General features: G+C 68.8%; 14 protein-coding genes and 1 tRNA gene. 5 read left to right on the top strand and 10 right to left on the bottom strand.

Translation table 11 applies throughout. The features are described 5' to 3' along the window. Positions 1–100 precede the first annotated feature (100 nt). Positions 101–661: a hypothetical protein gene (locus BLR41_RS21910; RefSeq protein ID WP_092632607.1), complete on the bottom strand. Its 561-nt coding sequence runs from the start codon at positions 659–661 to the stop codon at positions 101–103. 269 nt (positions 662–930) lie between these two features. On the opposite strand from BLR41_RS21910, the gene BLR41_RS21905 reads away from it, so the two are divergent. After that, positions 931–1,689 carry a sulfite exporter TauE/SafE family protein gene (locus tag BLR41_RS21905; RefSeq protein WP_092632604.1) on the top strand — a complete coding sequence of 253 codons (759 nt, stop codon included), beginning with the start codon at positions 931–933 and terminating at the stop codon, positions 1,687–1,689. Positions 1,690–1,944: 255 nt separating this feature from the next. On the opposite strand, the gene bcp is transcribed toward BLR41_RS21905, so the two are convergent. Together bcp and BLR41_RS22965 are read right to left on the bottom strand one after the other, a co-directional pair. Next, positions 1,945–2,412, bottom strand: coding sequence for a thioredoxin-dependent thiol peroxidase (bcp, locus tag BLR41_RS21900; RefSeq protein ID WP_092632601.1), 468 nt, complete (start codon positions 2,410–2,412; stop codon positions 1,945–1,947). A gap of 27 nt (positions 2,413–2,439) precedes the next feature. Next, positions 2,440–2,607, bottom strand: a complete 168-nt coding sequence (locus BLR41_RS22965; RefSeq protein ID WP_176798097.1) for a hypothetical protein — start codon at positions 2,605–2,607, stop codon at positions 2,440–2,442. A gap of 240 nt (positions 2,608–2,847) precedes the next feature. Between BLR41_RS22965 and BLR41_RS21895 the strand changes: the two genes are divergently transcribed. From BLR41_RS21895 to BLR41_RS21885, 3 genes are all read left to right on the top strand, one after another. Beyond that, positions 2,848–4,581, top strand: a complete 1,734-nt coding sequence (locus BLR41_RS21895; RefSeq protein ID WP_092632598.1) for a pyruvate dehydrogenase — start codon at positions 2,848–2,850, stop codon at positions 4,579–4,581. 136 nt (positions 4,582–4,717) lie between these two features. Further along, positions 4,718–5,566: a helix-turn-helix domain-containing protein gene (locus tag BLR41_RS21890; RefSeq protein WP_092632595.1), complete on the top strand. Its 849-nt coding sequence runs from the start codon at positions 4,718–4,720 to the stop codon at positions 5,564–5,566. Next, positions 5,567–5,758, top strand: coding sequence for a DUF397 domain-containing protein (locus BLR41_RS21885; RefSeq protein ID WP_092632592.1), 192 nt, complete (start codon positions 5,567–5,569; stop codon positions 5,756–5,758). A 221-nt stretch (positions 5,759–5,979) separates the two neighbouring features. On the opposite strand, the gene BLR41_RS21880 is transcribed toward BLR41_RS21885, so the two are convergent. The 3 genes from BLR41_RS21880 to BLR41_RS21870 form a co-directional block, all read right to left on the bottom strand. Next, positions 5,980–7,698, bottom strand: coding sequence for a PH domain-containing protein (locus BLR41_RS21880; protein WP_092632589.1), 1,719 nt, complete (start codon positions 7,696–7,698; stop codon positions 5,980–5,982). Next, positions 7,695–8,207, bottom strand: a complete 513-nt coding sequence (locus BLR41_RS21875) for a PH domain-containing protein (RefSeq protein ID WP_092632742.1) — start codon at positions 8,205–8,207, stop codon at positions 7,695–7,697. The genes BLR41_RS21880 and BLR41_RS21875 overlap by 4 nt, the downstream gene beginning before the upstream one ends. A 159-nt stretch (positions 8,208–8,366) precedes the next feature. After that, positions 8,367–8,440 (bottom strand) — tRNA-Leu (locus BLR41_RS21870). A 235-nt stretch (positions 8,441–8,675) separates the two neighbouring features. Here BLR41_RS21870 and BLR41_RS21865 point away from each other — a divergent pair. Next, entirely contained in the window at positions 8,676–8,897 is a 222-nt protein-coding gene (locus BLR41_RS21865; RefSeq protein WP_043578384.1) for a DUF3618 domain-containing protein, read from the top strand. 132 nt (positions 8,898–9,029) lie between these two features. Here BLR41_RS21865 and BLR41_RS21860 read toward each other — a convergent pair whose 3' ends face one another. The 4 genes from BLR41_RS21860 to BLR41_RS21845 form a co-directional block, all read right to left on the bottom strand. Then, the gene (locus tag BLR41_RS21860) at positions 9,030–9,647 is read right to left on the bottom strand and encodes a TetR/AcrR family transcriptional regulator C-terminal ligand-binding domain-containing protein (RefSeq protein ID WP_092632739.1); all 618 of its coding nucleotides are present in this window, start codon (positions 9,645–9,647) and stop codon (positions 9,030–9,032) included. Between the two features lie 151 nt (positions 9,648–9,798). Further along, a complete protein-coding gene (locus tag BLR41_RS21855; RefSeq protein WP_245694724.1) occupies positions 9,799–10,149 on the bottom strand; it encodes a hypothetical protein in 351 nt (116 codons plus the stop codon). An 89-nt stretch (positions 10,150–10,238) separates the two neighbouring features. Next, a complete protein-coding gene (locus BLR41_RS21850) occupies positions 10,239–10,826 on the bottom strand; it encodes a nucleotidyltransferase family protein (RefSeq protein WP_092632584.1) in 588 nt (195 codons plus the stop codon). Next, entirely contained in the window at positions 10,819–11,949 is a 1,131-nt protein-coding gene (locus tag BLR41_RS21845) for an XdhC family protein (protein WP_092632581.1), read from the bottom strand. The genes BLR41_RS21850 and BLR41_RS21845 overlap by 8 nt, the downstream gene beginning before the upstream one ends. Positions 11,950–12,107 lie beyond the last annotated feature (158 nt).

The raw sequence follows: 12,107 nt of genomic DNA, 5'->3' as shown, positions 1-12,107 counted from the left end.
ACGACAGGCGACCCTGCGGTGGTCTCGCACTCGGTGCGGCGGGTTCGTCACCGCCGATCGAGTGCGTTTCCGCGGCGGAGGCCTGTCGTGTCGCCGGGACTCACCGCGGCGGCTCCGGATCGTGAGTTCCCCATCGGCCGGGCGGATCGACGGGCTGTTCCGAGACGCCGTACTCGGCCAGGAGCTTGCGGGACGGCGGGAAGAGCTGCGCTCCCACGATGACGTTGGTCACGCTCATCGACGTCGTAACCAGCGTGATCATGCCGGCCACCATCAGCAGGGGGAGCGGTTCGGCGGTCGCCGTCGTCGCCATCGCGATACCGAACCCGGTGATCACGGCGAAGACGACCGTGGAAACCGTGAACGCCACTGTCAGGTTGCGGATCCGGCGTGCCGGAGTGAGGTTGACGTGTCCCGTGGACACGCAGCTCCTGCCGAAGGTGAGGCCCACCCCGGACACGAGCAGTCCCAACACGCAGGCGCCTCCGGTGTAGACGACGAAGGTCAGTTCCGACGACAGGACGACCAGCATCCCCGCGAACGCCACCGCCGCCAGCACCGACACGAGGCCGATCCGCAGCGAGGTGCCGCGGATCCGGCTCTCCAGCCCCGGTGGGATCCGGATGCACCGCAGGTATGGAACCGGGTCGCCGTAACTCATGAATCGCTTCCCAACCGTCGGCGTCCCATCGGCGGGACCGTCCGAAGTGCGCGGTGTTTCGTGGCGGTGTCGGTCGCTTCGGTGACGGAGGCCTCCCGGTCCGCCTCGTTGCGGATCCACCCCTCGTTCCGCATGCGGAGGACGGTAGCAACCGGGCTGTTCCACCGGTGTCCGTTCGCGTGAGTCATCCGGTGAATCTTGAACGGTACACGAGTGCCGAGTGTCTCCCCGTGCTGAGGAAGGTGGCACGGAACGGCTAGGTTTCCGGCGTGCTTCCCGAATGGCTCGAACTGTCGCTGCTGGTGCTCGTCGGATTCCTCTCCGGCGGTATCAACGCCGTGGCGGGCGGTGGTTCCCTGCTGGTCTTTCCCGCGCTGCTCGGTACCGGGCTGTCCCCGCTGGCAGCCAACGTGACCAACGCGGTGGCGCAGGGACCGGGGTTCATCGGCGCGGCGCTCGGTCAGCGACGTGATCTGGGCCGCAACGGCGGCAGGCTGTTGCCGACCTCGATCGCGGCGGTGCTCGGCTCGGTGGGCGGCTGCGCCCTGCTGCTCACCCTGCCCGGATCGGTGTTCGACGCGGTGGTCCCGGCTCTGGTGGGGCTGTCGGCGGTGCTGATGGCGTTCCAGAACCGCATCCGCGCCTGGCTGGGAACCCCCGACCAGCACGGCCCCGACCGGACGGTGCTGCTCACCGCCGGGATCCTGCTCGCCTCGGTCTACGGTGGTTACTTCGGCGGTGCTCGCAGCGTGATCCTGGTGGTCGTCCTAGTGCTGACGGCCAACGCCGAGCTCAGGATCCTCAACGCGGCCAAGAACTGGCTGAGCCTGCTGGGTAGCGTGGTCACGCTGGTGATCTACGCGCTGCTCGCGCCGGTGGACTGGGCCGCGGTACTGACCCTGGTCCCCAGCACGCTGCTGGGGGGCTATCTGGGTGGAAAGGTCGCACGAAGGCTTTCCCCCACCGTGTTGCGCTGGCTCGTGGTCGTCATCGCGGCGGCCGTGGCCGTCTATCTCGCACTGGACTAGTTCGAGAGGCCGTCGGGCCGGTTTCGGGGGGGGGGGGGGCGACACGGCGGGAGCACCGGGGGCACGGCGGTTTCGCGAGGAATCGACGTTGCTCGAATCGGGCGCGTGTCGGGCCCGCGCCGGGAACGGGCCCCACCTCGTCGGTTCGACCGAGTCGCTTCCGACGGGATTCACGGTTCGACGCGGTCCTCGCCGTGCCCGGCCGCCCGAGGCGGCCCTTCGCACGGGGATCGTCGTCTCACCGCGAGCTTCCCGTCAGACTCCGATCTCGCGCCGCAGTCGGTCGACGTGCCCGGTGGCCTTGACGTTGTACAACGCCTGCGCCACCTTGCCGTCCGGATCGACCACGAACGTCGAGCGGATCACGCCCTGCACCGTCTTGCCGTAGTTCTGCTTCTCGCCGTAGGCACCCCACTCGGTCATGACCTCGTGGTCCGGGTCGGAGAGCAGCGGGAAGGTCAGCCCCTCGGTCTCGCGGAACTCGGCCAGCTTGGCCGGTTTGTCGGGCGAGATCCCCAGCACCGCGAATCCGGCGCCCTCCAGTTCGGCGAGGCTGTCCCGGAAGTCGCAGGCCTCCGTGGTGCACCCCGGGGTACCGGCGGCCGGGTAGAAGTACACGACCACCGATTTCCCGCGGTAATCGGAGAGAGTTACGGATTTGTCGTCGGCGTCGGTCAGGGTGAAATCGGGGGCGGCATCGCCCGTCGAGAGTTTCGCTGTCATGCCCCGACGCTAGCCGATGCCGTCCGGCTACGGACGCGGTGTCGTTGTGGTGGAAACCACCGGCGACGTCGATTCCGCCGTCGGTTGTTCGGAACGGAACACATCGGCATTGGCCATGATGGCGCCGAACCAGAGTCCGGCGACCGCCGAAGCGGTCACCGCGATAGCGGACAGGGTGTAACCGCGGACGTTCACCACTTTCCTTTCCCGAGAGCATCTTGCTGGGTCGCCGGTGAGATCGCTCGGGGGAGGGACAACGTTACTCATGTCCCTCGAATGGGTGAGTGCGCTGGGTGGGAGCCGGGTGCCGGGTCTTTCGAGTTGCGTCCGGTCAACCGGACGGTGAGGCTCGCTGACTGGAGCCCGTACCGCGGTGCCGCCGGCTCTGGGCACCCGTCGGGCGCGGTTACCCCCGTAGGTCTCGTGGGAGCAGCCATGGCGACAGTGGCCGATCAGTTCATCGAGGTGCTCGTCGAGGCCGGTGTCCGACGGATCTACGGCATCGTGGGGGACAGTCTCAACCCGATCGTCGACGCGGTCCGGCGCACCGAGGGCATCGACTGGGTCCACGTGCGCCACGAGGAGAGCGGCGCGTTCGCGGCGGCCGCCGAGGCGCAGCTCACCGGCGGGTTGGCAGTCTGCGCGGGCAGCTGCGGCCCCGGCAACCTGCACCTGATCAACGGGCTGTTCGACGCGCATCGCAGTGGTGCTCCCGTGCTGGCTCTGGCCTCGCAGATCCCCTCGGCCCAGATCGGCACCGGTTTCTTCCAGGAAACCCACCCGGAACGGATGTTCAACGAGTGCAGCCATCTCTGCGAGGTGCTTTCCCAACCGGAGCAGATGCCCAGGCTGCTGCGCAGTGCGCTGCAGACGGCCGCGGGCCGCCGAGGTGTCTCGGTGCTGGTACTGCCCGGGGACGTGGCACAGCGCACGGCGGTAAACCCGGTTCGCCAGGGAATGGTGCACTGCCAACCGCCGACCGTGGTCCCGCCCGAGTCCCAGCTGCGCGAGCTGGCCCGCGCGCTCAACTCGGCGGAGCGGGTCATGCTCTTCTGCGGTGCCGGAACCCGCCACGCGCACGACGAGGTGATGCGACTGGCCGAGACGGTCAAATCGCCGGTGGGGCACGCGCTGCGCGGCAAGGAGTGGATCCAGTACGACAATCCGTACGACGTCGGGATGAGCGGGCTGCTCGGTTACGGCGCCTGCCACGAGGCCATGCACCGGGCGGACCTCGTGGTGCTGCTCGGAACCGACTTTCCCTACGACGACTTCCTGCCGCAGGCCAACACCGTGCAGGTCGACATCGAACCCGCGCACCTCGCCCGCCGTACCGTGCTGGACGTCGCGGTCCAGGGCGACGTGGCCGAGACCATCCGGGCGGTGCTGCCGCATCTCGAGACCAAGACCGACAGGTCCTTCCTGGACCAGATGCTGCGCGAACACGCCGAGACGCTGGAACGCGTGGTGGACGCCTACACCAAGGACGTCGACAAGCAGGTTCCCATCCACCCCGAGTACGTCACCGACGTGCTCGACGATCTCGCGGACGAGAACGCCGTGTTCACAGTGGACACCGGAATGTGCAACGTCTGGTCCGCCCGCTACATCACCCCCAACGGCGAACGCAGGATGCTCGGTTCGTTCATCCACGGCTCGATGGCCAACGCGCTGCCGCACGCGATCGGGGCCCAGCTGGCCGACGGGAACCGGCAGGTCGTCGCCATGGCCGGTGACGGCGGGCTGTCCATGTTGCTCGGGGAACTGCTGACCCTGCGTACGCAGCAGCTGCCCGTGAAAGTCGTGCTGTTCAACAACGCCTCGCTGGGCATGGTGAAGCTGGAGATGCTGGTGGACGGCATGCCCGACTTCGGTACCGATCACGACCCGGTGGACTTCGCCGCGTTGGTCAGTGCGCTAGGGATGTACTCCGTACGAGTGCAGCGTCCCGAGGAGGTCCGGGTCGCGCTGCGGGACGCGCTGTCGCATCCGGGGCCCGCCGTGATCGACGTGGTCACCGACCCCAACGCGCTGTCCATCCCACCACACATCACCGGTAGCCAGGTCAAAGGATTCGCGCTCGCAGTGAGCAGGACGGTGCTGACCGGTGGTGTCGGGAAGATGGTCCGGCTGGCCCGCAGCAACCTGCGCAACATCCCGAAACCGTGAGCGGATGTCACCCGTTCGGCCGGGTGAGCACCCCGCCGGACGAGGTCCTCGGACTGCTCCGTTCGGAAGTGCGGGACCGAGTCGTTCTCGCAACGGTGTGGTGACGCTGCGAGATCGGACGGCGCAGACTGGGGACATGACAGTGAGTCCGACGGTGCGGCGCCGCAGGTTGGCGGCCGAACTCCGCAGGCTGCGTGCCGCACGTGAAGTCACTCAGCAGCAGGCCGCGCAGCATCTCGGCTGTACCCAGGCGAAAATAGGGCGTTTCGAAACCGCCAAGCGCACCCCTACGGTGCGGGACGTCACCGCGTTGCTGGAGTTCTACGGTGTCGACGGAGCAGCGCGGCAACAGTTGCTCGAACTGACGCGTGAGGCCCGCACGCGTGGTTGGTGGCAGTCCTACAGCGACGTCCTGCCCGAGTGGTACGAGAACTACATCGGGCTGGAGGCCGAGGCCACGGCGATCGAAACTTACGAGCCCGACGCCGTACCCGGTCTGCTGCAGACCGAGGAGTACGCCCACGCCATCACCGAGGCGACTCTCATCGACGCCGCCGAGCGCGACGTTCGACGCAGGGCCGAGTTGCGACTGCGGCGACAGCAACGGCTCACCGGCGACGAACCGCTCCGCCTCTGGGCGGTGATCGGTGAGGCCGCGCTGCGCAGGAGGGCGGGTGGCCCACGAGTACTGCGTGAACAGCTCGCACACCTGCTGCGCATGGCCGAGCACGAGCACATCACGTTGCAGGTCATGCCGCTGGACACCGACGCGCATCCCGCTCAGGTGGGGCCGTTCGTAATGCTGCGCTACGCCGGTGCCGCCGATCCCGATGTGGTGTACGTGGAGTCGCATGTGGGTGGATGGTCACTCGAAAGAGAGAACGAACTGTCGAATTACCAAGCCATGATGGATCATTTACGTGCACACGCCGCCGATCCGGAGGAATCGTCGCGCGTGATTCAGGCACGGATAGGGGAGTTGTAGATGAGCGAACTCTTGTCATGGCGCAGTAGTAGCCGAACCCAGGGTCAGGGGCAGTGCGTCGAGGTCGGTTTCGCGAAAACCGCGGTGTGGGTGCGCGACAGCAAGAATCCGCCCGCCGGGCAGCTTTCGGTGGGCATGCGGCAATGGGACTCGTTCCTGAGCATGCTCAAAGGTGAGTCCTGCCGGAGCTGATCCCGGCCTGGTGAGGGATGGTTCCCCGCCCGGTGGGGCGCGGCCCGCCCGGGCACGGTGCGGCGGTGTCCGTCCCGGGCTCGCCGGAAACCGCGGTTTTGTTTCGGGTTTCGTGTCGCGCGGGTGGGGTTCCGCGATGTTTCACGCGAAGAATCGCACCTCAGCGGGTGAAGTGGCTTTCCGGGATTTTCGACCGCCGCTCCGGATGAAAAACTTTCGCACTACGGGGCGGTCTCGTTCCCGCTCTCGTGGGTCGACTCGATCGTCGGGGTCGCTGGCTCCCCGGGGGATTCCGAATTCTTTTCCAGAAAGGGTTCGAGCAGGCCCGGCACGCAGCGTTCGGCGAATGCCAGGCCCTGCTCCGCTCCCGCGTCGCGAACGTAGTAGCAGCCGTCCCCCGCCGCGGTAGTGGCACCCACCGTGAGCAGCCCGGTGAGTCGTTGCACCGGTGACTGGCTGATGCGCCACCCTATGATCCCCTCGCGCTGCAGCAGTACGGTGCGCTTGACTCCGGTGCCGTAGCGAGTGACGAGGTACTCGTCGCGGTGGCCGTGTCCCAGATTGCGGTAGGCGTCCCGGGCGAAAACCGCCGCCGGGAACCCGGCCACCAGCGGTACCAGCCAACTCCACCACGGGATCACTTCGGTGCTTGCCGCGGCCACCGCGAACGCTCCCGAGACCGCGGCCACCGGAAGCAGTGCTCGTGTCAACCGTCGCCGCAGCGCGGCACGCGGGTGCGCACGCAGCGGATTCCCGTCGTCGAGCGAGTCGGAGCGCTCCAGCACCCGTGCGCCGATTCGAGCAGCGACACCGCGCGGCGCGGGGGGCAGCAACGCCTTGTTGTCCGAACGGCCCCCGGCCGTGCCCTCGCCGAGCCCGGTGGCCACGGCGGTGAGCCTGCTACCACCGGCCAGCCGCAGCAGCAGCGGCTCGGCCAGCTCCACCCCGCGCAGCCTGCGCCGTTCCAGCGAGACGGCGCGGGTCGTCAGCAGCCCCCGCCTCGTTCGGAGCGTGGTGTCGCCTGCCCCGGTGAGGCGGAACCCCCACCACATCTCGACGGACAGTGCCAGCGCCCCCAGCAGGCCACCGAGCAGGACCGCCACCAAGGCCGACGCGATCGCCAACCACACGGGAACGTGGGTCCACACCGACACCGCCTTGTCGGAGAGCCAATCGGTCGCGGTGTCGGAAGCCCAGAGCGCGCGGAACACGTCGCCGAGGGTGCTCATCGCGGAGCCGAGCGCTGCCCAGGTGACCAGCAGCAGTGAAGCGGTCAGCGTGCTGTAGAGGTACCAGCTCGGGCGCATCCGAGCCAGCTCCGAGCCGGGCCCCTGCTCGACGGTTCCGGACCGGCCGGTTGCGGGGCGGTCGTCCGCATCTCCGGTCGTCGGGCGGCTTCGGGGCCGCAGCAGCAGTTCGCGCAGTTGCTCCGCTCGGGCCGTGGGCAGCGCGTCCAGCTTGAGGTCGCCGTCGCTGCCGGACTGCCTGCCGGTGCCGATCTTCACCACCGAGATGCCGAGCAGCCGGTGCGCCACCGGGGCGGTCAGGTCGACGCTGCGAATGCGTTCCCTCGGGATGGAACTGAAACTCCGCGAGATGTTGCCCTGACGCAGCTCGAACCGTTCTTCGGTGATCCGGAACCGGGTGAAGTACCAGTGCAGCCAGGAGCCCAGCGTGGTGAGCAGGACGATGATCAGCCAGACGCCCGCCGTGCCCAACGCGCGCGAGGAGTTGTCGCGGGAAAGCGCCATCACCCCAACGATCGGAAACATCGGTGCGATGACCAGCACGGTAGAAGCGAGAACGGCTTTCGGATCGAGTCGTTGCCAGGTCTCGAACGAATCCGGTGCCCCCGGTCGGGTGTCGGTGGGGGATTCGGGGGCCGAATGCTCGGCGGGTGGGTGTTTGTCGGCCGAGTGCTCGGCGGGCGGTTCGCTCATGTGGCATCCCCCGGAGTGGCCTGCGTGATTCTGGTGAGCCGCTCCGCGAGCTCCGCGGCCACGTCCCGTTCCAACCCGTCGATGTGCAGCGGTCCCGCGGCTGATGCGGTGGTGACGGTGACGCTGGAGAGTCCGAGCGCGCGTTGCAACGGTCCTCTCGCGGTGTCCACGGTCTGGATCCGCGACATCGGGGCCACGCGCCATTCCCGGCTCAACCAGCCCGCCGCGGTGTACACGGCCGAATCGGTGGTTTCCCAGCGGTGCACGCGGTAGCGCAACCAGGGCATCACCGCGACGTAGCCGATTCCGAGGACCCCGCACACGATCAGCGCGATCACCAGCCACTGGCGGACGGCGGGCAGCCACCAGGCCGCACCGCCCAGTGCCAACAGGAGCACGGCCACCCCGGAAACGGCCTGGCAGCCCCACCAGAGCACGGCCTTGCGGGCGACCCGGTGTCGCGGTGGCCGCAGCCGCACACCACCGGCGGTACCGCCGACGTCGATCATCGCCACCTCCGTGGAGCTCGTGGTCTCCCACATTCTGGCAGGAGGGTTTCCCACCGAAGTGGGGTGACCGTTCCGGGGGAAACCACCGGGCAGCGCGACGGGAACGCTCGCGAGCGGGAAACGCGAGCGGGAAAGAAGCACAGCGGAGGTGCGGGAGGGTGAGGCCGGCGGGACTCGAACCCGCACTGGCTAGGACCTAAACCTAGTGCCTCTGCCAATTGGGCTACGGCCCCTCGCGAGTCAGGATACCGATCCACACCGCCACGTGACGGGCAGGTCCCGGTTCGGCAGCCCCCGGTCCGAAGCCCCCGGTCCGACCGTTTCGCGACACGGGCAGCTCCACCACCCGCTGGTGCTGTGGTGTGATCTACGGTGTGCACAGCCAGAGTGCCCGAGCCGGGAGCCCCGCTCCCCGGGCGCGCGTACGCTCACCCGATGCCGGGGCCCCGGCAAGTACGAGGAGGACAGGTGGCCCGCGATCCCGACGCCATCCAGCGCGACATCGAAAAGGCTCGTGAGGCGCTCGCAGCTTCGCTGGACGAGCTGGAAACCAAGGCCAACCCCACTCGCGCCGTCGAGGTGGGCAAAGCCACCGTGCGGGAGAAACTGGAGGATCCCCGGATCCGCTACGCGTTGATCGGCGCCGGCGCGCTGACGGCGGTTCTGGTGCTGCGCAAGCTGTTGCGCTGAAGGTCCCTGCCGAGGCAAGCCGGCCGCGGCCCGACCGGCTTGCGGGCACGGCAGGACCAGCGGTCGGACCCCGCGAGGCGTCGACTCCCGCGCCTGGCCCCTGGCGAGCGGTGGTCCGTTCCGCGAGGAGTGCTAAGGATTCCGTTGCAGCAGCGGCAGCAGTGCCTCGCGCAACAACCGATCCACGAAGGGCTGATCCAGCGGTTCCCCGGTCAGCATCAACCGGTGGATCAACGCGGCCCCGGCGAGTTCCACCACGGTGTCCACCGGGGCGTGCTCGCTCGTCTCACCCCGTTCGACGCCGCGGTCGATGATGCTGCGCAGCACGTCGCGCTGCGGCAGCAGGAAGGAGTCCCGGAAGGCGGCGGCCAGTTCCGGCTCGTGCGGCAGCTCGCCGACGAGTGCCTGCGCGCCCTTGCCGACCGGGCCGCTGAGGAACTCCGCGAACGCGCTGAGGAACTCGCGCAGATCGCTTTCCATCGAACCGTGGTCCGGCTGCGGGATGTTCCGCCGCGCCAGCTGGGTGCAGGTGTCGATGACCAGTTCGAGTTTGGACTCCCAGCGACGGTAGATGGTGGCTTTGCCCGCCCGCGCCTGCGCTGCCACCGCGTCCATGGTCAACGCGCGGTAGCCGACCTCGGCCAGCACCTCGAGGGCGGCGTCGCGCAGCGCGGCGTCGCGGGTGGCATCACGCGGTCTGCCTCTCGCCGGGGCGGCTCCCGTGTCCTGGGCGCGGCTGCCGCCACCCACGGGATGCTCGGCTTCCCAATCGTGGTCGATCGGTGTGTTCACGGTCGGTTATCCTAGTAGTAGGGCTGCGTCGGTCCGGTTCGCCGCCATTGCGCACCGAGAACACCCAACCTGTGCCGCCGGTGGGCCTCGCTTCCCCCGATGCCGACGCTCAGCCCGGGTAGCCGCCGGGATTCTGCTGTGCCGCCGCGGCGGCCGCCTGCTGCGCGGCAGCACGGGTGGCCTCATCGGACAGTCCGTGCCGGGCTTGTAAGTAGGCGATGCTGAAGGCGAAACCGTCGCCGTCCAGTAGGTGAATGACCACGCGTCCGGCCGAATTGGGCGCCAGCTGCTCGATCAGTTGGTCGGCCTGCACCCTTGCCGCGATCAGTCCCGGCGCACGCGCACTGCGCGATTCCCAGTCGGAAGAGACGTGCACCACCCAATCGTCCCCGTCGGGCAGGTAATTGGCTGTGATGTGCCCTTGAGCCATGATGCCTCCGCGTCCAGCATGCTCAATCATCGCCGTGAACTCGCGCGTTCCGGCCGAAGGGCGGCCGCATTGGGCGTGGATCGGCACGGTCACTCACGCGTGGTCATTGACTCTACGGGTTATCCCCCGTTCAGGTCTTCCGGGCTGTCGATATCGAAAGCCTCGGAGACGTCCTCACAAGCCACGAGCACTACTTCGCGGGCTCGCAGATAATCCCGTGCTCCCCGGTCCCCACGGGCCGCGTCGCGAACTCCGTCCCAGTGCAGTCTGCCCAACAGCACCGGATGGCCGCGCTCGCCGTGGTAACTGGCGGCCGCGAGCGCGTCCGGAGCGGCGTATTCCGACACTCGCCGCACCGCGATTTCGGTGATTCCCGGCATGTCCACCGGAAGGATGAGAGCACTCGTCACATCGGAAGAACGTTCCGAATCGCGCAGTGTCGTCAGCCCCGTCCGCAACGACGAGCCCATTCCGCCGCGCCAGTCCGGATTGGTCACCGGTACCGAGCCGGCGAGCTCGGCGGTTTCCGTGATCCGTTCCGCCGCGGCGCCGAGGACCACGAGCACCGGTTCACAACCCGCCGCGCGCAGCACTGAAACGGCTCGCTCCACCAGCAGCGAGCCGTGATAGCGAACCAGTGCCTTGGGCATACCGAACCTGCGGCCCTCGCCCGCCGCCAGCACCACGCCCGCCACCCGTTCAGGCAACGTGGATCGGCCCGCTGGTGTGCGTCAACGGATGCGCACTGCCGTGGTTGTGCAGCGCCACGATCTCCGCCGCGATGGAGACCGCCGTCTCCTCGGGGGTCCGCCCGCCGAGGTCGAGGCCGATGGGTGCGCGGAGTCGTTCCAGCTCCGATGCGGTCAGTCCCGCCGCACGCAGCCGCTCCACGCGATCGGCATGGGTGCGGCGGGAGCCGAGCGCACCCACATAGCCCGCCGGGCCGCGCAGCGCCTCCCGGAGCACCGGTACGTCGAACTTCGCGTCGTGGGTCAGCACGCAGACCACGCTACGTCGGTCCGTGGTGATCTCTGCCAGGTACTCGTGCGGCCAGCGCACCACCACCTCGTCCGCCTCCGGGAACCGTCGTCGCGTGGCGAACACCGGACGGGCGTCGCACACCGTCACGTGATAGCCGAGGAACTTGCCCATCCGTGCCAGCGCGGCGGCGTGGTCGATGGCACCGAACACCAACATGCGCGGTGGGGTGTTCCACGATTCGACGAACACGGAGTGCTCGGGTCCACCGGAGACGCACAGCTGTCCGATCCCGGAGGCGTTCCGGTCGAGCATCGCCCTCGCCTCGGCCACCACGGTCCCGTCCAGCTCGGCGTCACCGGTTCCGCCCACGTGTTCGTCGGTTCCCACCGCCAACGTCCGCCCGGTGGCGAGCACCCGCGCCACCGCGACGGGCAGACCACGCCGAGCCGAGCGCAGCGCCCAGGACAGCGCCGCGACCGTGCCGCCCGTTCCCGCCGGCCCCGAACCGGCTGCCGCGGCGGGGCCGAAACCCGTGTCGGGCTCGACCGGATGCAGGTAGACGTCCAGCTGTCCACCGCAGGTGAGTCCGACCGCGAACGGATCGTCCGGATCCGGGTCGAACGAGGTCCGCACCGGTTCACCGTCGGCCAGCGCTTCGAGGGCCAACGAGTGCACCGCTCCCTCCACGCAGCCGCCCGAGAGGCTGCCCAGCACTGTCCCGTCGGCGTGCACCACGGCGGTAGCGCCCACATCGCGGGGCGCGCTGCCGCGCACTCCCACGATCGAGGCGAGCACGAACCGTTCGCCCGCTTCCAGCCATCGCAGCAGTTCGTCGCCGATCTCGCGCATACCAGCCACCTCTCAAGCGGATCGAAAGCGGGCGAACCCGGCTCGAAAGAGCACCGTCCGAGGAAGTCTTCCGGTCCAATCGCCCTCGGGCGGCGGTGCCCTCGGGCGGCGATCTCGCGCGAGATCGCCGCCCGAGGGCCGGGGGATCCCGGTGCGGG

It is taken from the genome of Actinopolyspora mzabensis, from assembly GCF_900101095.1.
Classification (GTDB): Bacteria; Actinomycetota; Actinomycetes; order Mycobacteriales; family Pseudonocardiaceae; genus Actinopolyspora; species Actinopolyspora mzabensis.
This window is presented reverse-complemented; position numbering and strand designations above follow the sequence as displayed.